The sequence below is a fragment of the Pseudomonas sp. R1-43-08 genome (assembly GCF_003852255.1).
Taxonomy (GTDB): Bacteria; Pseudomonadota; Gammaproteobacteria; order Pseudomonadales; family Pseudomonadaceae; genus Aquipseudomonas.
In genome coordinates this window covers 3,073,384-3,091,734 of the sequence record NZ_CP027734.1, presented here as the reverse complement: position 1 = coordinate 3,091,734, position 18,351 = coordinate 3,073,384, and the positions used below count along the sequence as shown (strand labels likewise).

General features: G+C 60.8%; 17 protein-coding genes and 2 riboswitches. Of the genes, 6 read left to right on the top strand and 11 right to left on the bottom strand.

The annotated features are described in order from the left end of the window. The first annotated feature begins 5 nt into the window (after positions 1-5). Positions 6-587, top strand: coding sequence for a GNAT family N-acetyltransferase (locus tag C4J87_RS14075; RefSeq protein ID WP_124367282.1), 582 nt, complete (start codon positions 6-8; stop codon positions 585-587). A 25-nt stretch (positions 588-612) separates the two neighbouring features. Here the strand turns inward: C4J87_RS14075 and C4J87_RS14070 are convergent, their stop codons facing one another. Continuing rightward, complete coding sequence (locus tag C4J87_RS14070; protein WP_124367281.1) at positions 613-1,521, bottom strand: LysR substrate-binding domain-containing protein; 909 nt, start codon at positions 1,519-1,521, stop codon at positions 613-615. Between the two features lie 182 nt (positions 1,522-1,703). On the opposite strand from C4J87_RS14070, the gene C4J87_RS14065 reads away from it, so the two are divergent. After that, entirely contained in the window at positions 1,704-2,042 is a 339-nt protein-coding gene (locus C4J87_RS14065) for a hypothetical protein (protein WP_124367280.1), read from the top strand. Between the two features lie 49 nt (positions 2,043-2,091). Here C4J87_RS14065 and C4J87_RS14060 read toward each other — a convergent pair whose 3' ends face one another. Next, positions 2,092-2,328 carry a hypothetical protein gene (locus C4J87_RS14060; RefSeq protein ID WP_124367279.1) on the bottom strand — a complete coding sequence of 79 codons (237 nt, stop codon included), beginning with the start codon at positions 2,326-2,328 and terminating at the stop codon, positions 2,092-2,094. A 226-nt stretch (positions 2,329-2,554) separates the two neighbouring features. Between C4J87_RS14060 and C4J87_RS14055 the strand changes: the two genes are divergently transcribed. Next, a complete protein-coding gene (locus C4J87_RS14055) occupies positions 2,555-3,112 on the top strand; it encodes an NADPH-dependent FMN reductase (protein WP_124367278.1) in 558 nt (185 codons plus the stop codon). A 51-nt stretch (positions 3,113-3,163) separates the two neighbouring features. Here C4J87_RS14055 and poxB read toward each other — a convergent pair whose 3' ends face one another. The 5 genes from poxB to metH form a co-directional block, all read right to left on the bottom strand. Then, the gene (gene poxB / locus C4J87_RS14050) at positions 3,164-4,888 is read right to left on the bottom strand and encodes a ubiquinone-dependent pyruvate dehydrogenase (RefSeq protein WP_124367277.1); all 1,725 of its coding nucleotides are present in this window, start codon (positions 4,886-4,888) and stop codon (positions 3,164-3,166) included. Positions 4,889-5,222: 334 nt separating this feature from the next. Continuing rightward, positions 5,223-5,717, bottom strand: coding sequence for a DUF934 domain-containing protein (locus C4J87_RS14045; protein WP_124367276.1), 495 nt, complete (start codon positions 5,715-5,717; stop codon positions 5,223-5,225). Next, positions 5,701-7,359 (bottom strand): nitrite/sulfite reductase, encoded by a 1,659-nt coding sequence (locus C4J87_RS14040; protein WP_124367275.1) that lies wholly within the window; start codon positions 7,357-7,359, stop codon positions 5,701-5,703. The genes C4J87_RS14045 and C4J87_RS14040 overlap by 17 nt, the downstream gene beginning before the upstream one ends. A 388-nt stretch (positions 7,360-7,747) precedes the next feature. After that, a complete protein-coding gene (locus C4J87_RS14035) occupies positions 7,748-7,963 on the bottom strand; it encodes a DUF2970 domain-containing protein (RefSeq protein WP_124367274.1) in 216 nt (71 codons plus the stop codon). 182 nt (positions 7,964-8,145) lie between these two features. After that, positions 8,146-11,856 (bottom strand): methionine synthase, encoded by a 3,711-nt coding sequence (metH, locus tag C4J87_RS14030; protein WP_124367273.1) that lies wholly within the window; start codon positions 11,854-11,856, stop codon positions 8,146-8,148. 348 nt (positions 11,857-12,204) lie between these two features. Between metH and nfuA the strand changes: the two genes are divergently transcribed. Continuing rightward, positions 12,205-12,789, top strand: coding sequence for a Fe-S biogenesis protein NfuA (gene nfuA / locus C4J87_RS14025; RefSeq protein WP_017136914.1), 585 nt, complete (start codon positions 12,205-12,207; stop codon positions 12,787-12,789). 140 nt (positions 12,790-12,929) lie between these two features. On the opposite strand, the gene cobM is transcribed toward nfuA, so the two are convergent. The 4 genes from cobM to C4J87_RS14005 form a co-directional block, all read right to left on the bottom strand. Then, positions 12,930-13,679: a precorrin-4 C(11)-methyltransferase gene (gene cobM, locus C4J87_RS14020; RefSeq protein WP_124367272.1), complete on the bottom strand. Its 750-nt coding sequence runs from the start codon at positions 13,677-13,679 to the stop codon at positions 12,930-12,932. 70 nt (positions 13,680-13,749) lie between these two features. Further along, entirely contained in the window at positions 13,750-14,142 is a 393-nt protein-coding gene (locus tag C4J87_RS14015; protein WP_124367271.1) for a cobalamin biosynthesis protein, read from the bottom strand. Beyond that, on the bottom strand, positions 14,139-14,843 hold the full coding sequence (locus C4J87_RS14010) for a CbtA family protein (RefSeq protein WP_124367270.1): 705 nt from the start codon (positions 14,841-14,843) through the stop codon (positions 14,139-14,141). Before C4J87_RS14010 ends, C4J87_RS14015 begins: the two co-directional genes overlap by 4 nt. Before the next feature lie 11 nt (positions 14,844-14,854). Then, a complete protein-coding gene (locus tag C4J87_RS14005) occupies positions 14,855-15,043 on the bottom strand; it encodes a CbtB-domain containing protein (RefSeq protein WP_027606475.1) in 189 nt (62 codons plus the stop codon). A 96-nt stretch (positions 15,044-15,139) separates the two neighbouring features. Further along, positions 15,140-15,341, bottom strand: a riboswitch (cobalamin riboswitch). A 406-nt stretch (positions 15,342-15,747) separates the two neighbouring features. On the opposite strand from C4J87_RS14005, the gene C4J87_RS14000 reads away from it, so the two are divergent. Further along, positions 15,748-16,950: a M10 family metallopeptidase C-terminal domain-containing protein gene (locus C4J87_RS14000; protein ID WP_177412796.1), complete on the top strand. Its 1,203-nt coding sequence runs from the start codon at positions 15,748-15,750 to the stop codon at positions 16,948-16,950. Between the two features lie 46 nt (positions 16,951-16,996). After that, positions 16,997-17,197: riboswitch (cobalamin riboswitch) on the top strand. Positions 17,198-17,289: 92 nt separating this feature from the next. Beyond that, positions 17,290-18,351 carry a cobalamin biosynthesis protein CobW gene (gene cobW, locus C4J87_RS13995; RefSeq protein ID WP_124367269.1) on the top strand — a complete coding sequence of 354 codons (1,062 nt, stop codon included), beginning with the start codon at positions 17,290-17,292 and terminating at the stop codon, positions 18,349-18,351.

The following is an 18,351-nucleotide window of genomic DNA, read 5'->3' as shown; positions in this document are numbered from 1 at the left end:
ACGTTATGCAAGCTGTCATGAACCCGAAGTATCCAGGGCTCAGTGTGCGAGTCGCCGACGAAGGCTTCGACGCTTATGTATGGGGCAATGACTTCAGTTTTGAGGTCAGCGCCTATGGTGTGCCGCAGATGGGCAAGCGGGTCGATCAATGGCCGGTGGAGCGCATCCTGCCGTACCGCAAGTGTTACGGCATCGACCCTGAAGAATTCGCCAGCTTTCGCAGTGCGGCCGACAGCGCGGTCTTCATGGCCTATCTGGATGATTGCGCGGTGGGCCACGTCGTGATCAGTACCAACTGGAACGGTTTTGCCCATGTCGACGAGTTGGCGGTGGCGCTGCCTGCGCGGCGTCACGGTGTCGCCAAGGCGCTGTTGGACGTGGCGCAGTTCTGGGCACGCAAGAAGAACCTGCCGGGCATGATGCTCGAAACCCAGAACAACAACCTTGGTGCCTGTCGCCTGTATGAACGTAGCGGGTACGTGATGGGGGGTATCGATCAACTGCGCTATCGTGGCATCGACCCGCAAACCCGCGAAGTGGCGATTTTCTGGTATCGGCTGTTCAAGAGCGAAGTCGAATCGATCTGAGACGGGGTAGCACGTCAGCTCGCGTCTACTGCGGCTTGGTGTCGTTGGACAGCAGGTTCTCGGCCTTTTGCGTGACGATCTCCAGCAGTGCATTCAGGGCCGGTGAAGCGGCCCCGTCCTGCAAGGTCAATGCATACAGGTTGACGCTGATCGGGGGTGATATCGGGCACACATCCAGCCCCGCGTCCCGCGCACCGAAGGCGGTGAACGGGTCGACCACCGCCAGGCCTTCTCCCGCCTCGACCATGCTGCGCATCATCTGGTAAGTCTGTACCCGCGTCTGCACCACCGGCAGCGGGCGCAAAGCTAGCAGCTTGGCGTCCAGCAGACGGCTCAACGGGTCGTGGCCCTCCAGGCCAATCATCGACTGTCCCGCCAGATCCTGCAGCGCAATGTACTTCTGCTTGGGTTTCAGCCAGCCATGGGGGGCAAGCAATTGAAGTTTGCCTTGGGCCAGCACGCGACTCTGAATGTGCGGGTGTTGCGGGTCATGCAGGCTCAGGCCCACATCGGTTTCATGCAGCAACAGGCGCCTGACGATCTCCCGGGTCGGCTGGCTCGACAGGTTGCACGGCGTATCCTGGAACCGTCGGCGCAGCAGGGCGATGCTCTGGGGCAGTAATTGGTTGGCCAGCGGCGGGGTGCACAGCACACGCAAGGTCGGCGCGTGATGGTGTTTCAAGCGGCTCGCCAGGCGCTGTATCGGCTCAAGCGCGTCGTACAGGGGGGCGATTTGCGCTTGCAGCTCCAGGGTTTCACGGGTGGCTTGCAGGCGCCCGCGGATACTGGCAAACAGCATGAACCCCAGTTGCAGTTCGGCATCCTTGAGCGTGGCGTCTACCTCGCCCACGGAGAGTTGCAACCACTCGGCGGCCGTGCCGAGGTGTCCGGTCTGCAAGATGGCCTGAATCACTTCGATATGACGTAAACGCATGGCCGGAGTCTAGGTGCAGTGGGTTGGGGATTCAATGGTGCAGGGCCCCGTGCGCAAAAAAGACTGCACGGGTCGCCCCTGCCTATGGCGTTAAGCCAGGACCTCACTAGAATGAGGCGTCTGATCAGCAACGACCAATGCCGGGTACCCGGTACTTACAACAAAAACAGGTCTGGTCTCAAATGCCTCTACCCTCGACGCTTTTCGGGGTAACGGCCAAGCAACTCCTGGTCCTGGTGACCGTGGGGTGCCTGGCGGCTTACTTCTTCAATAATCACGATGAATACGCGCCGGAAAACCTCGCACTCGAAGCGTTTATCCGTTCCCAGGAACAGGTCGCCGAGCAGGTGGGCGCGGTGCTCGGTATGACGTTGATCAGGCAGGTGGAGGCGTACCCCGCTTACGATCGGTCGGGCTACAAGCGTTCGATGTATGCGGTGGAAGGGGAGAGAGGGCAGTTGGTGGTGACGCTCAAGCAGGGCGAGCAGGGCATTGAAGTAACGGAAATCCGCAGCCCGTAAGCATCCCCAGCCCAGTCGCGAGGACTGGGCAGGTGGACAGGGCGAAATCTTATGACACGAGGGAGGTCGGAGATTCGCGGACGATAATCGTGCCCGACTGGATCAATTTGAACTCATCACCTTCCAGTTTTTCTACACGGTCGCCAATGGCCAGCTTGTAGGAGGTGGTAGGCGCCGAGCCAGCCAGGTCGTCGTGCGCCGGGTTGGATTCCTGGAACTCATGCACCGAATACACGCGGCCTTCCGCGTCTCTGGCATGAAACTGTCCGACTAATACTGCTGCCATCTGTTTAGAACCTCTGGAGATAAACACTCGATTTGCGGTTCTGTAGACCGTCAGTGAGCGGGGTAGTTTACCTATAAGAAAAAAATACTATTCGTTTAAAGTTTCAGATGTTTCCTACGCGGGCGCGAGCGTGGCGACTTCTTGGGCATTCGCAAAACACTCTGGTGCACGCGCCGCGAAGCCTTTATAACTACTCGCTCCTTTAGTCACACGTCGGGAAACCTCAATGAGCAAGGTCTACACGATTGCCGTCCTGGTTGGCAGCCTGAGAAAAGAGTCGATCAACCGCAAGGTCGCCCTGGCATTGGCCGAACTGGCCCCCGCCAACCTCAAGTTGAATATTGTCGAGATCGGCGATCTGCCGCTCTACAACGAGGACATTGAAGGTGCGGCAGCGCCCGAAGCCTACAGTACTTTCCGCAAACAGGTGAGTTCATCCGACGCAGTGCTGTTCGTGACCCCGGAATACAACCGTTCCGTGCCCGCGCCGTTGAAGAATGCCATCGACGTAGGCTCCCGCCCTTATGGGCAGAGTGTCTGGGGCGCCAAGCCGGGGGCGATCATCAGCGTGTCGCCGGGCGCCATGGGTGGCTTTGGTGCCAACCATCACCTGCGCCAGTCTTTGGTGTTTCTGGATGTTTGGTGCATGCAAGCGCCGGAAGCCTACCTGGGCGGCGCGGGCAGTGTGTTCGACGAGGCGGGCAAGCTGTCGGAGAAGACTAGGCCGTTCCTGCAGGCATTTATCGATGCCTTCGGCCAGTGGGTCGAAAAACAAAAGGGCTGAATTGACAAGGCGTGCTGATGTGGGAGGGAGCAAGCTCCCTCCCACAGGGCATCATCGCAGCCAGTTGGTGCGTGCCAGCTCGATCACTTCATCGCCACGCCCGCTCATCACGGCCTTGAGCATATACAGGCTGAACCCCTTGGCCTGTTCCAGCTTGATGCTCGGCGGCATCACCAGCTCCTGAGTCGCGGTCACCACATCTACCAGCACCGGGCCGTCGTGGGCCAGGGCGCGGCGCAGGGCCGGCTCCAGGTCTTCGGATTGCTCCACACGGATCCCCAGGATGCCCATGGCGTTGGACATGGCCGCGAAGTCCGGGTTTTTCAGCTCGGTTCCTGTGTCCAGGTAGCCTGCCGCCTTCATCTCCATCGCGACGAAACCCAGTGACGCGTTATTGAACACGATCAGTTTCACTGGCAGGTTCAATTGCGCTAGAGAAATGAAATCCCCCATCAACATGGTGAAACCGCCGTCGCCAGACATCGAGATCACCTGGCGCCCAGGGAATGCCGCCTGTGCGCCGATGGCCTGGGGCATGGCGTTGGCCATCGAACCGTGGTTGAACGAGCCGATCAGCCGGCGCTTGCCGTTCATTTTCAAATAGCGCGCGGCCCATACGGTCGGTGAGCCGACATCGGCGGTGAAGATCGCGTCGTCATCGGCCAGCTCGCTGAGCAGGCGTGCCACGTATTGGGGGTGGATCGGCCGATCTGCCTTGGACGGTTGCGCCAGGTCATCCAGACCCTGGCGGGCTTTTTCGTAGTGCTTCAACGAGGTTTCGAGAAAACTGCGATCTGTCTTGCGGGTCAGGCGTGGCAGCAACGCGTCGAGGGTTTCACTGACATCGGCGGCGATGCCCAGGTCCAGGGTCGTACGTCGTCCCAGGGCCTGGGGGTCGCGGTCGACCTGAACGATCGTCGCGTCGGTCGGGTAGAACTGGCGGTAGGGGAAGTCGGTGCCGAGCATGATCAGGGTGTCGCAATCGAGCATGGCGTGGTAGCCGGAGCTGAACCCGATCAGGCCGGTCATGCCGACGTCGAACGGGTTATCCCACTCCACATGCTCCTTGCCGCGCAGTGCGTGCACCACCGGCGCGCCGAGGGCATCGGCCAGCGCGACCACTTGATCATGGGCGCCGGCGCAACCGCTGCCGCACAGCAGGGTGACTTTTTCACTGCTTTGGAGGATCTCGCTCAGCCGCTGCAGATCGGCCTCTGCCGGCAAGGTGCGCGGTGCATGCAGCGCCGGCCACGGCTTGAGCTTGTCCTCCACTTCCAGCAGCGAGACATCCCCGGGGATCACCACCACCGCCACGCCCCGATTGAGGATCGCCGAACGCATGGCGCGATGCAGCACCTGGGGCATCTGCTCGGGGTTGCTCACCAGCTCGATGAAATGGCTGCACTCCTTGAACAGCTCCTGGGGATGGGTTTCCTGAAAGTAGTTCAGGCCGATCTCCGAGGACGGAATTTGCGCGGCAATCGCCAGTACCGGCACATGGTTGCGATGGCAATCGAACAACCCATTGATCAAGTGCAGGTTACCCGGCCCGCAACTGCCAGCACACACCGTCAGCTCACCGGTGGCGGCGGCTTCGGCACCGGCGGCGAACGCGGCCACTTCTTCGTGGCGCACATGCATCCACTCGATGCTGTCCATGCTGCGCAGGGCGTCGGTAAGGCCATTGAGGCTGTCGCCGGTCAGGCCCCAGATGCGCTTGATACCCGCCTGTTCAAGGGTGGTTGCCAACTGCTGGGCCAGATTGATTTTCGCCATGAAGAACTCCAATCGTCAGTGAGATGAATAACTGCTGATCAGTAGAGGACAGTTCGATCACGGCGAATGCTCCGCCTCTAATGTGAAGATTGCGTCATGGCTGCGCGGTATTGGCGGGTGCGTCGAGTGAGGAGCCATTGGTTACTTGACCGTGTTCGCCTGGCTATATGTGGGTTGCTATCTATTCCAACGTCGTGCGCCCGCCGCAAAAGCTGCCGGATGTACGCAGATCCAAATGTGGGAGGGGGCTTGCTCCCGATGGCGGTGTGTCAGTCCCACCTAAGCTGGATGACCCACCGCAATCAGGAGCAACCCCCCTCCCACATTTTTTTACTCAGCGGCGTCGGAATAGCGGTAGCGGCTCATCCGTTGCAGCCTGGTACGTCACCGAAAAGTCTTTAAGGCTTTCCAGCGCTTCGTACGGGTCTTTGTCGGCGCGCAAGGCGAAGGCATCGAAGCCGCAGCGGCGCAGGTAGAACAGTTGGTCGCGCAGCACGTCGCCAATCGCCCGCAGTTCGCCCTTGTAGCCATAGCGCTCACGCAGCAGGCGGGCGTTGGAGTAGTTGCGTCCGTCGGTGAAGGCCGGGAAGTTCAGGGCGATGACCTGGAAATGCTCCACGTCATCACCGATCTCCTCGGCTTCTTCATCGGCGTCCAGCCACACGCCCAGGCCGCCGTCGCGGGCCTTGAGGGCGTGGCCGTGTTCGCGCCACAGCGCCAATGGGACGATCAGATCGTCGCAGTTGGAAATGCCGTCGAAGCTCGCGTCCTTGGGCAGCAGGTGCCAGGTTTCGTCGACGACTTCGTTGTGCTTAATGATTCGCTGCATAGACGCGCTCCTTGAACAGGTCAATGCCGATGCGCTGGTAGGTGTCGATGAAACGCTCATCTTCGGTGCGCTGTTCGATGTACACGTCGATCAGCTTGCCGATCACCCCGGGCATGGCTTCCTGGGCGAAGGACGGGCCGAGGATCTTGCCCAGGCTCGCATCACGGTTGGCGCTGCCACCCAGGGACACTTGGTAGAATTCTTCGCCTTTCTTGTCCACGCCCAGGATGCCGATGTGGCCGACGTGGTGGTGGCCGCAGGCGTTCATGCACCCGGAGATGTTCAGGTCCAGCTCGCCGATGTCGAACAGGTAGTCCAGGTCGTCGAAACGGCGCTGGATCGATTCGGCGATCGGGATCGACTTGGCGTTGGCCAGGGAGCAGAAGTCGCCGCCCGGGCAGCAGATGATATCGGTCAACAGGCCGATGTTCGGCGTAGCGAAACCGCCTTCGCGCAGTTCGCCCCACAGGGTGAACAGTTGGCTCTGCTCGACGTCCGCGAGAATGATGTTCTGCTCGTGGGAGGTGCGCAGCTGGCCGAAGCTGTAGCGGTCGGCCAGGTCGGCGACGGCGTCCAGCTGCTTGTCGGTGATGTCGCCCGGTGCCACGCCGGTGGGTTTGAGCGACAGGGTCACCGCCACATAGCCCGGTTGTTTATGCGCCAGGGTATTGCGCGTGCGCCAGCGGGCGAAGCCCGGATGCTGCTGGTCGAGCGCCGCGAGCTCGGCGTCCTGATTGCTCAGGGTTTTGTATTGGGGGTCGACGAAGTGCTTGGCCACGCGCTGCACTTCGGCTTCGGTCAAGGTCGTCTGGCCGCCGCGCAGGTGTTCCATCTCGGCGTCGACTTTCTGCGCGAACACCTCAGGGGTCAGCGCCTTGACCAGGATCTTGATCCGGGCCTTGTACTTGTTGTCGCGGCGACCATAACGGTTGTAAACCCGCAGGATCGCGTCGAGGTAGCTCAGCAGGTCCTGCCACGGCAGGAACTCGTTGATAAAGGCGCCGACCACCGGGGTACGCCCCAGGCCGCCACCCACCAACACCCGGAAACCCAGCTCGCCGGCGGCGTTGTGCACCGGCTCCAGGCCGATGTCGTGGACTTCGATGGCGGCGCGGTCCGACGTCGAGCCATTGATGGCGATCTTGAACTTGCGCGGCAGGTAGGCAAATTCGGGATGGAAGGTGGTCCATTGACGCACGATTTCACACCAGGGACGCGGATCGATCACTTCATCGAAGGCGACGCCGGCGAATTGGTCGGTGGTCACGTTGCGCAGGCAGTTACCGCTGGTCTGAATGGCGTGCATCTGCACGGTCGCCAGTTCAGCCAGGATGTCCGGCACGTCCTCCAGGGCCGGCCAGTTGAACTGCACGTTCTGGCGGGTACTGATGTGGGCGTAGCCTTTGTCGAAGTCGCGGGCGATCTTGGCCATCATGCGCGTCTGGCGCGAGGTCAGCTGGCCATAGGGCACAGCCACCCGCAGCATCGGCGCAAAGCGCTGAACATAAAGGCCATTTTGCAGGCGCAGAGGGCGGAACTCTTCTTCGCTCAGTTCACCTGCTAAGTAGCGTCGGGTCTGATCACGGAACTGCTTGACGCGGTCCTCGATGATGCGCTGATCGTATTCGTCGTATACGTACATATAGGTCCTGTTCTCGGCAAATCTGCGCGCACGGCCGCGCACTCCCAACGGAGCCGGCGCACGATACCAGTTTGCGTTTATGCGCAAAAGTGATGTTTGAGTATATGCACATAACCAAAATGACTAATGGGAAGGGTTATTGCGATATCCACATTTGTCATAGGGGCAAGTCTGGTCTTTACTGGTGTCGAGTCTTAGGGCAATCACCTACAAAACCGACAAGAGGCGATGCGATGAGCAATTCGACAAAAATACGTAAACCCGACAGCACCGTGGACGCCTGGGCGATTCTGTTCCTGATCATCCTTGTGGTGGGCACCGCTGTGTTCTGGGTCAGCCACCAGTAAGTCATCCCTTCAGCTTGCAGTCCTTGCCGCCTCGGCCGGCTTCATACCCCGGCCAGGTGCAGCACCAGCTTGACAATGCCAAACAGCGTCAGCGCAAACACTGCCGTGAATACAATACCCATGATCACGAAATGGCTCGGCTTGCCGTGAGTGAAGTCGCGGGCGCGGTTCTTGCCGCTTTGCACGCCAAAGGCGGCGGCCATGACGCTGTGGAGCATCTGCCAGAACGTGGGCGGTTTGTGCTGTGGGTCGTCCATGGATTCCTCGCAATGAGGTGCGACTGAGTGAGGTACGACAAAGCATAGCCGAGCCCCCGCATCATGGCGGCCCATATAGCTAACTACCGCCTACACGATTACCGGTGCTTACCCGTTTGGGTTTGTAGACCGCAACGCCCGTGCAGGGGCTCGACAAGCCCCTGCATGGGTGCAAGAGCCTATCAGTTGTCGTAGCCCAGGTTCGGCGCCAGCCAACGCTCGGTCACGCTCAGGTCCTGGCCCTTGCGCGCGGTGTAGCTCAGCACCTGGTCCTTGTCGACCTTACCCACGGCAAAGTACTGCGCCTGCGGGTGGGCGAAGTACCAGCCGCTGACGGCTGCCGCCGGGAACATCGCATAGTGCTCGGTGAGGAACACACCGCTGCGGCCGGCCTGCATTTCCCGGGCCTCTGGGTCGAGCAGCTGGAACAACTGGGCCTTCTCGGTGTGGTCCGGGCACGCCGGGTAGCCTGGGGCAGGGCGGATGCCGCTGTATTGCTCCTTGATCAGCGCATCGTTGTCCAGCTGTTCGTCCTTGGCGTAGCCCCAGTGTTCTTTACGCACTTGCTGGTGCAGCCACTCGGCGCAGGCTTCGGCCAAGCGGTCGGCGAGGGCCTTGACCATGATCGAGTTGTAGTCGTCGCCGGCGTCCTGATAGGCCTTGGCGACCTCTTCGGCGCCGATGCCGGCGGTGGTGATGAAGCCACCGATGTAGTCGGTCACGCCGCTGTCCTTGGGCGCGACAAAGTCGGCCAGGGAGAAATTCGGCTTGCCGTCGGTCTTGATGATCTGCTGGCGCAGGTGGTGCAGCCGCGCAATCGGCTGGCCGTCTTCGCCATAGACTTCCAGGTCATCGTCCTGCACCTGGTTGGTCGGCCAGAAGCCGAACACCGCGCGGGCGCTGATGAGTTTTTCATCGATCAACTTCCTGAGCATTTCCCGGGCATCGGCATACAGCGCGGTGGCCGCTTCACCCACCACTTCATCGGTAAGGATGCGTGGGAATTTGCCGGCCAGGTCCCAGGAAATGAAGAACGGCGTCCAGTCGATGTACTCGGCCAGCACGTTGAGGTCGATATCCTCCAGCACCCTGGTGCCGGTAAAGGTCGGCTTGACCGGGGTGTACGTGCTCCAGTCGAACTGCGGCTTCTTGGCAATCGCCGCCGGGTAGCTCAGGCGTTCGGTGCGGGCGCTGCGGTTGGCGGTACGCTCGCGTACGTCGATGTATTCCAGGCGGGTTTTCTCGACGAAACCGGCTTTCAATTCCTTGGACAGTAACTGCGTGGCCACGCCCACGGCACGCGAGGCGTCGGTCACGTAGATCACCGCGTCATTGCTGTACTTGGGCTCGATCTTCACCGCCGTGTGCGCCTTGGAGGTAGTTGCGCCGCCGATCATCAGCGGCAGGTGGAAGTCCTGGCGCTGCATCTCGCGGGCCACGTGCACCATCTCGTCCAGGGACGGGGTGATCAAGCCGGACAGGCCGATGATGTCGCACTTCTGTTCCTTGGCCACTTGCAGGATCTTTTCCGCCGGGACCATCACGCCGAGGTCGACGATGTCATAGCCGTTGCACCCCAGCACCACGCCGACGATGTTCTTGCCGATGTCGTGCACGTCGCCCTTGACCGTGGCCATCAGGATCTTGCCCTTGGCCTCCGGCTTGTCGCCCTTTTCCAACTCGATAAAGGGAATCAGATGGGCCACGGCCTGCTTCATCACACGGGCGGACTTGACCACCTGGGGCAGGAACATTTTGCCGGCGCCGAACAGGTCACCGACGATGTTCATCCCGGACATCAGCGGGCCTTCGATCACCTCGATCGGGCGCGCGAACGACAGTCGCGACTCTTCGGTGTCTTCGACAATGTGTGTGGTAATGCCCTTGACCAGCGCGTGTTCCAGGCGCTTGTTCACCGGCCAGCCACGCCACTCTTCGGTCTCGGCTTCCTTGACGCTGCCGTCGCCCTTGTACTTGTCGGCAATGGCGAGCAGGGCGTCGGTGCCGTCCGGGGTGCGGTTGAGCACCACGTCTTCCACCGCATCGCGCAGCTCGGCCGGGATCTGGTCGTAGATCTCCAGTTGGCCGGCGTTGACGATACCCATGGTCAGCCCGTTGCGGATCGCATACAGCAGGAACACCGAGTGGATCGCCTCGCGCACCGGGTTGTTACCACGAAACGAAAACGACACGTTGGACACGCCACCGGAGGTCAGCGCGTAGGGCAATTCGTCGCGGATGTAGGCGCAGGCGTTGATGAAGTCGACGGCGTAGTTGTTGTGCTCTTCGATGCCGGTGGCGACCGCGAAGATGTTCGGGTCGAAGATGATGTCTTCCGGCGGGAAGCCCACTTCATTGACCAGGATGTCATAGGAGCGTTTGCAGATTTCCTTCTTGCGCGCTTCGGTGTCGGCCTGGCCGGCTTCGTCGAACGCCATCACCACCACGGCTGCGCCATAGCGCTTGCACAGCTTGGCGTGGTGAATGAACTGCTCCACGCCTTCCTTCATGCTGATGGAGTTGACGATGCCCTTGCCCTGGATGCACTTGAGGCCGGCTTCGATCACTTCCCACTTGGAGGAGTCGATCATGATCGGCACGCGGGAGATGTCCGGTTCGCCGGCGATCAGGTTGAGGAAGGTCACCATGGCCTTCTTCGAATCGAGCATCCCCTCGTCCATGTTGATGTCGATCACCTGGGCGCCGGCTTCCACCTGCTGCAGGGCGACTTCCAGGGCTTCGGTGTAGTTGTCTTCACGGATCAGCCGGGCGAACTTGGCGGAACCGGTGATGTTGGTGCGCTCGCCGACGTTGACGAACAACGAGCTGCGATCGATGGTGAACGGCTCCAGGCCGGACAGGCGGCAGGCCTTGGGAATGTCCGGGATCGAGCGCGGCGCATAACCGGCCACGGCCTTGGCGATGGCTTCGATATGCCCCGGCGTGGTGCCGCAGCAGCCACCGACGATATTGAGGAAGCCGCTCTGGGCGAACTCTTCGATGACCTTGGCCGTTTCCGAGGGCAGTTCGTCGTACTCGCCGAACTCGTTGGGCAGGCCGGCGTTAGGGTGCGCGGAAACGTGGGTATTGGCCTTGTTCGACAATTCTTCCAGGTACGGGCGCAGTTCGCTGGCGCCGAGCGCGCAGTTCAAGCCGACCGAAATCGGCTTGGCGTGGGCTACGGAGTTCCAGAACGCTTCGGTGGTCTGGCCGGACAACGTACGCCCGGAGGCATCGGTGATGGTGCCGGAAATCATGATCGGCAGCGCTACGCCCAGTTCCTCGAACACGCCTTGCACCGCGAAGATCGCGGCTTTGGCGTTAAGGGTGTCGAAGATCGTTTCGATCAGGATCAGGTCGGCGCCGCCTTCGATCAGGCCCTTGGTGGCCTCGGTGTAGTTTTCCACCAATTGATCGAAAGTCACGTTGCGGTAGCCGGGGTTGTTCACGTCCGGCGACAGCGAGCAGGTGCGGCTGGTGGGGCCGAGAACGCCGGCGACGAAGCGCGGCTTGGCCGGGTTCTCGAGGGTCTTGGCGTCGGCCACTTTACGGGCCAGGCGCGCGCCTTCCACGTTTAACTCGTAGGCCAGCTCTTCCATGCCGTAGTCGGCCATGGAAATGCGCGTGGCGTTGAAGGTGTTGGTTTCAAGGATGTCGGCACCGGCATCCAGGTAGGCCTTTTCAATTCCACCAATCACGTCAGGGCGGGTGAGCACCAGCAAGTCATTATTGCCCTTGACGTCGCTTGGCCAGTCGGCGAAGCGTTTGCCACGGTAGTCCTGCTCCTCAAGCTTATAGCTCTGGATCATCGTGCCCATGCCACCGTCAAGGATCAGGATGCGTTCCTTGAGGGCGTGGTGGAGGGCTTGCAGACGAGCGCTACGATCGGACATGGGACTACTCTAAGTCAGGCATTACGAAGGGTATCGATCATACCAAACCTGTGCGAATTTTAAGCGTGTCGGGATTAACATGAATATCACTCATGTTGGCGAAGGCGCTGGCCGTTGGGATCGCCGCCACTTAATAGAGCGCATACATTGAACCCGGACCGGGTACCTATACGCTTGGTGTAATCGTCAGCGCCGTCCTGGTGCTGGAGAAGGAAAGGAAACCTATCGCTCGCTCAAGCGTTGGCTAGGCGTGGAGGATCGGGTAATTATTTCCCGACAAAAATACTAGGACTTTGTACCTCTGTAATGATTTGGCGTAAACTGCCGGCAAGCCTGTGAGGAGTTTCCATGACTGCCATAACCATTACCGACGCCGCCCACGATTACCTGGCTGACCTGCTGTCCAAGCAGAACACCCCAGGCATCGGCATCCGCGTCTTTATCACCCAGCCCGGCACCCAGTACGCCGAGACGTGCATTGCCTACTGCAAGCCTGGGGAAGAGAAACCTGAAGACACCGCTCTGGGGCTGAAAAGCTTCACCGCGTATATCGACAACTTCAGCGAAGCCTTCCTCGACGACGCCGTAGTCGACTACGCCACCGACCGTATGGGCGGCCAGTTGACCATCAAGGCGCCGAACGCCAAGGTGCCGAACGTCAACGCCGACAGCCCGGTCAACGAGCGCATCAACTATTACCTGCAGACCGAGATCAACCCGGGGCTGGCCAGCCACGGCGGTCAGGTCAGCTTGATCGATGTGGTTGAGGACGGCATCGCCGTATTGAAATTCGGCGGCGGCTGCCAGGGCTGTGGCCAAGCGGATGTGACCCTGCGCGAAGGCATCGAGCGCACCCTGCTGGAGCGTATTCCAGAGCTCAAGGGCGTACGCGACGTGACTGACCACACGCAGAAAGAAAACGCCTACTACTGAGTAAGGTGTTCACTGCGAGCATAAAAACGGCGCCCGTGAGCGCCGTTTTTTATTGTTTTTTTTCAAGTAGTTGCGCGACATTGCTGACGCAGAACATTAACTGTGGGAGCAAGCCCCCCCTCCCACAGTTTTGGCGGTGTTTATCCGGGGCGATAGAGATGGGCATGGCCGGCACGGTAAAGCGATGACCCGCTGAAGCTGTCATTGGTCAGCACGCGGCCCACCAGGATCAGCGCGGTACGCCGGAAACCTTTTGCCTCAACCTTGGCCACAATATCCTCAAGCGTGCCAACTGCCCAATCCTGATCTGGCCACGTCGCCCGATGCACCACGGCAATCGGGCAGTCCGCGCCGTAATGCGGCAACAGTTCGGCGACGATCTTCTCCAGGTGGTTGACCCCCAGGTGAATCGCCATGGTCGTGCCGTGTCGCGCCATGCTGTCGAAGTCTTCGCCCGCCGGCATGCTGGTTTTATCGGCGTAGCGCGTCAGGATTACGCTTTGGGCGATGTCCGGCAGGGTCAGCTCGGTCTCAAGCAGCGCTGCACACGCCGCTACTGCGGTGACGCCAGGAATGATCTGGAACGGTATGCCCAGCTCGCGCAAGTAACGAATCTGCTCGCCAATCGCGCCGTACAGGCTCGGATCTCCGGAGTGCACGCGTGCCACATCCTGGCCATTTGCATGGGCGACCTTGATCAAGTCGATGATCTGCTCCAGGTGCAGTTCAGCGCTGTTGACCACGTGTTCGGCGTTATGACCTTCCAGGACCGCCGTTGGCACCAGCGAGCCCGCGTAGATGATCACCGGGCAACTGCGAATCAGCCGCTGGCCTTTGACGGTAATCAGTTCCGGATCGCCGGGGCCGGCGCCGATGAAGTAGACGGTCATGGGAGATTCCTGTCGAAAAACGGGCGAGCATGAAGACTGCTCATGATCGGAAGGGACGATTATCGAGGTTTTAACCGGCGCAGGCCAATGCAAAGGTGGCCTGGGCGGTTTTTTTGCGGGTGATCAGCAGGCGTGCGGGGGCGTTGGCAAGATGTTCGGCGAGGGCCAGGGCAGCGCTTTCGGCGACCCCGTGGCAGCCGGTATGCGTAAAGGCAACGGCCGATTTATGGCTCAGCCGATCTTCATAGACGGCCAGTTGTTCAGCGCTGAAACACTGCAACGGCAAGCCCAGCAATCGGGACAGGGCGAGCAGCCCCGGTTCCTCGCGCTTGAGGTCGATACTTGCCAGTGCGGTAATGCCTTGGCGTTCAATCCCGCCCTCGGTGAGGGCGGTGTCAAAGAGGCTCAGCAGGGTGTGAAGATCACAACCGCGCTGGCAGCCCAGGCCGACCACCAGGGTCATGCCGAGTATTGATCGTCGCGGTTGCGGCGAAACAGCCAGGCGCTGATCAGGCCCAGTGCCAGCCAGAACGCCACGTTGGTCAGCTGCGACGCGATCTTGAACTGGGCCTCCAGGGCTTCTGGCGCGAGCATCGAATGCACTTGCGGTTGCGGCGCACCGACCACATGCGGCACGGCCAGGATCGCCACGCCCAGCACTTTGAGCAGCCAGTTGCGGCCGAACACGATCAGCGCAATACCGGCGGCGGTAGAGGCTGCAGTACCGATCCACCAGATCTGGCGTTGGGCCAGGTCAGCGGCAGCGGTGCCCGGCAGCTCTGGCGGCAGGCCCAGGGTCGGCGCCAGCACGAAGGTCGCGTAACCGGCCAACCCCCATAGCAGGCCTTGGGCCGTGCGGGTCGGTGCGCGCAGCGTGTAGAGGCCGGCCAGCATCAGGGCGAACCCGACGGCAACTACCAGGTTGCCACCGGTTGTGGACAGCACGCGCTGCCAGCCGTCTTCCGGCTCCCAGGCTTCGGCATCGTGGGTATGGGCGGCGGCGCCTGCGGCATGTTCATGCGCTGGTTCGGTGGCTGCCGGGGCGTTTTCAAAGGTTTCCGCCTGCAGAATCAGCGGGGCGACCCAGAAGCTTTGCAGCAGGGTCAGCAGCAGGGCGGCCAGCGGGCCTGTGAAACCTGCGGTTTGGGCAATACGCTTGATCATGTCGGCAGGTCTCAGTGGCACGGGAACGCGGCGCTGTGGCGGGTATCGTGAGCAGCGTTGTGCACGGCTTCGATGTGTGAGAAACCCGCGAAATACACCAGGCACGCGCCGAGGATCGACGCCCCGATAGCGGCGGTCAGGCGTTGGCTCAGGGTGGCGGAGCTGCTGGCGGTGTGCGAGGTGCTGCTGATGATCGACATGGCGCGTCCCTTCTGGGTGTCAGGGTGAAACGAGCGCATGAAAACCCCGCGAGCCGGGCACGCAGGGTTCTGAACAGCGCCCGCCCACCGCGGGTTTGTTATCTGAATTTTTCGGGCCGGTCTCCGGGCTTGCGAGGGGCGCTAGGCCTGTCAAGCATCTCCTTCCCATGCACAGCACAGTGGATTTGACGCTTCGCTCGCTTACCGTTGCGGGGGCAGCACCGGACTTGCCATGGGTCTATGGCGCACCGGTTTCCCGTTTCACCCTGTGAAGGGCACCCGAAACAAGTTGCATAGGAAAACACGGGCGAGACCTGGGCGTCAATTGAGGTGGGGGCGGGCGCTGGATGGGGAGGGCGTGAGCAGCTGATGAGTAATATCTTTAATTGGTTTGTGTGGGTGTCGCGCTTTATTTTGAATGTTTCTTGTTGGAAGCTGGGCGCCTTGAATGTTGATGTGTCATTTATGAGGCTTAGTTCACGATGAGTGTATCTCGCGCCAAGTTTAATCCGGGTAATGTTTGCGCACATACGGATCAACCGCACAAGTTGCCCGAGTCCCAGCAAGCATTCTCAAGCGTTAACGCCCCTGCGCATGGAGATCGCTCCCAGCGCGCTGATGATCCGTATTCCCGCGCAAGCTTCAATAAACCTGTGTGGTCGCTGAGCGATATGGCGCACCAGATCGATCGTAAGGGGCGTAGATTGAATGACAGTAATGGCGACCACACAGTGCAACTCTCTTATACGTTTAATGAAGTTGCAAAAAATGAAAGTAAGTTTAATGAAACACAAAAAAATCAGGCCCGACGCTCAATGCAGTCCTGGGCGGATGTTGCGAAGGTTACTTTTAAAGAAGATGCCATTGAATCCGAAGGCCGGTTACGGTTTGTCAACGACAAGGCGCCCACAGTCGCCGACGCTTTGTTCTCACATTATCAGGGCCGGGTGCGTGTGAACCCCGGCTATGCGGATAACCGTGCACCGCAGGTCAACGGCTTCGGGCGCCAAACGCTCACGCACGAGATCGGCCACATCCTGGGCGCCGCACATACAGGCGATTATGACGCTACTCGTGGCCCCGCCACCTACCACGCGCAGGCCGCCTATGCACAAGACAGTCGGGCCTACTCAGTCATGAGCTATTTTGACGTGAGCCATACTCATCAGGATTTCAAGGGGCAACACGCCTCCTCGCCATTGATGGCCGACATCGCCTGGGCTCAGAGGGTGTTTGGTGCCAACCATCAGACGCGCAATACCGATACTACCTACGGGTTCAACTCCAATACCCAGCGAGACGATCTGTCCTTGAATTCGTCTCGCGACGGTGCTGTGTTTTGCGTCTGGGACGGCGGCGGCAACGATACGTTGGACTTCTCTGGATATCATCAGGACCAGGTGATCAACCTGCGCGCCCAGTCTTTTTCCGATGTAGGAGGAATGAAGGGCAATGTTTCCATCGCCAAGGGCGTTACCCTGGAAAACGCCATCGGTGGTTCAGGTAAAGACGTGCTGATCGGAAATGACGCTGACAACCGCCTCACCGGCGGCGCCGGCGCGGACCACATGCGAGGAGGCGAGGGCAGCGATACGTTCATCTACCAGCATGCCAGTGATTCGACGTTATACGCCCCGGACCAGTTGATGGACTTTGTCAGTGGGCAGGACAGCATCGATATTTCCCCGCTGTTGCGCAGGCATGGCCTTGGCTCGCTGATTTTTGTCAGCCAGTTCACTGGGCGGGCAGGCGAGGTGGGCGTGGGTTACGATCCGCAGACGGACGAGTCATGGGTTGTACTCGACCTGACCGGCAACGGCGAAATTGATTTCTATCTCCAAAGCCACGGGCAGATACGGCATACCGACATTGTTGGCGATGTGCCTGTCAGCTTTCATCACGCGTGAACCCTGCCTCCCGGGTAGGGGACATTGACCGCCGACCCTGCACTGCGTAGCCTTGCTCGCTCGAGGTTCTTCGGCCCAGGCCGAAGCTAAGAAGGGAACGCGGTTCAAGCCGCGGCTGCCCCCGCAACTGTGAAGGGTTCTACTGACTGCCACGCCACTGCCGATCCGGCGGGAAGGCGCAGTCAGCGCCGGTCGCAAGACCCGCAAGCCCCAAGCCAGGAGACCTGCCTCGCACTCGATTTTTCAATTCAACCGGGCGGGGTGATCCGGTGACGAAATCCGCTGCTGCGCGCCGTCGCAGGGCCTATCGTCCCGTATGCCCGCCCCAAAGGGCATCCGATGAAAACACTGGCCAAACTCCCCGTCACCATCGTTACCGGTTTCCTCGGCTCGGGAAAGACCACCTTGCTGCGCCATATGCTCGACAACGCCCAGGGCCGTCGCATTGCGGTGATCGTCAACGAATTCGGCGAGCTGGGCATTGACGGGGACATCCTCAAGCAGTGCTCCATCGGTTGCACCGAAGAAGAAGCCAACGGCCGCGTGTACGAGCTGGCCAATGGCTGCCTGTGCTGCACCGTGCAGGAAGAGTTCTTCCCGGTGATGCGCGAACTGGTGGCCCGGCGTGGCGACCTCGACCATATCCTCATCGAAACCTCGGGCCTGGCCCTGCCCAAGCCGCTGGTCCAGGCGTTCCAATGGCCGGAAATCCGCAATGCCTGCACCGTGGACGCGGTGATCACCGTGGTCGACAGCCCGGCCGTGGCCGCCGGCACCTTCGCCGCGTTCCCGGACCAGGTCGACGCCCAGCGCAAGCTCGACCCGAACCTGGACCACGAGTCGCCCCTGCACGAGCTGTTCGCCGACCAACTGGCCAGTGCCGACCTGGTGATCCTCAACAAGGCCGACCTGATCAGCGCCGAAGACCTGGCCCGCGTGCGCCTGGAAGTGGCCGAGGAGTTGCCGCCGGCGGTGAAAGTCATCGAAGCCAGCAGCGGTCGCGTACCACTGGACGTGCTGATCGGTCTGGGCGCCGGCTCCGAGGCGCATATCGACGCGCGCCATAGCCATCACGACCATCATCATGAAGGTGAGGACGATCACGACCACGACGCGTTCGACTCCATCTCCATCGACCTGCCGCCAGCCGACGAAGCCCTGCTGCTCGACGCCCTGACGCAATTGGTGGTGCAGCACGGCATCCTGCGCGTCAAGGGCTTCGCCGCCATTCCGAACAAACCGATGCGCCTGCTGATCCAGGGTGTGGGCACACGTTTCGACAAGCATTTCGACCGTGCCTGGGGCGCCGATGAGGCACGCACCACACGCCTGGTGCTGATCGGCCAGGCGCTTGACGCGGCAGGCCTTGAAGCGCAACTGCGCGCCGCCATCAGCGCCTGA

Coding starts and splice junctions, on each gene's coding strand:
- C4J87_RS14075 (WP_124367282.1), top strand. CDS start 6: ATGCAAGCTGTCATGAACCCGAAGTATCCAGGGCTCAGTGTGCGAGTC.
- C4J87_RS14070 (WP_124367281.1), bottom strand. CDS start 1,521: ATGCGTTTACGTCATATCGAAGTGATTCAGGCCATCTTGCAGACCGGA.
- C4J87_RS14065 (WP_124367280.1), top strand. CDS start 1,704: ATGCCTCTACCCTCGACGCTTTTCGGGGTAACGGCCAAGCAACTCCTG.
- C4J87_RS14060 (WP_124367279.1), bottom strand. CDS start 2,328: ATGGCAGCAGTATTAGTCGGACAGTTTCATGCCAGAGACGCGGAAGGC.
- C4J87_RS14055 (WP_124367278.1), top strand. CDS start 2,555: ATGAGCAAGGTCTACACGATTGCCGTCCTGGTTGGCAGCCTGAGAAAA.
- poxB (WP_124367277.1), bottom strand. CDS start 4,888: ATGGCGAAAATCAATCTGGCCCAGCAGTTGGCAACCACCCTTGAACAG.
- C4J87_RS14045 (WP_124367276.1), bottom strand. CDS start 5,717: ATGCAGCGAATCATTAAGCACAACGAAGTCGTCGACGAAACCTGGCAC.
- C4J87_RS14040 (WP_124367275.1), bottom strand. CDS start 7,359: ATGTACGTATACGACGAATACGATCAGCGCATCATCGAGGACCGCGTC.
- C4J87_RS14035 (WP_124367274.1), bottom strand. CDS start 7,963: ATGGACGACCCACAGCACAAACCGCCCACGTTCTGGCAGATGCTCCAC.
- metH (WP_124367273.1), bottom strand. CDS start 11,856: ATGTCCGATCGTAGCGCTCGTCTGCAAGCCCTCCACCACGCCCTCAAG.
- nfuA (WP_017136914.1), top strand. CDS start 12,205: ATGACTGCCATAACCATTACCGACGCCGCCCACGATTACCTGGCTGAC.
- cobM (WP_124367272.1), bottom strand. CDS start 13,679: ATGACCGTCTACTTCATCGGCGCCGGCCCCGGCGATCCGGAACTGATT.
- C4J87_RS14015 (WP_124367271.1), bottom strand. CDS start 14,142: ATGACCCTGGTGGTCGGCCTGGGCTGCCAGCGCGGTTGTGATCTTCAC.
- C4J87_RS14010 (WP_124367270.1), bottom strand. CDS start 14,843: ATGATCAAGCGTATTGCCCAAACCGCAGGTTTCACAGGCCCGCTGGCC.
- C4J87_RS14005 (WP_027606475.1), bottom strand. CDS start 15,043: ATGTCGATCATCAGCAGCACCTCGCACACCGCCAGCAGCTCCGCCACC.
- cobW (WP_124367269.1), top strand. CDS start 17,290: ATGAAAACACTGGCCAAACTCCCCGTCACCATCGTTACCGGTTTCCTC.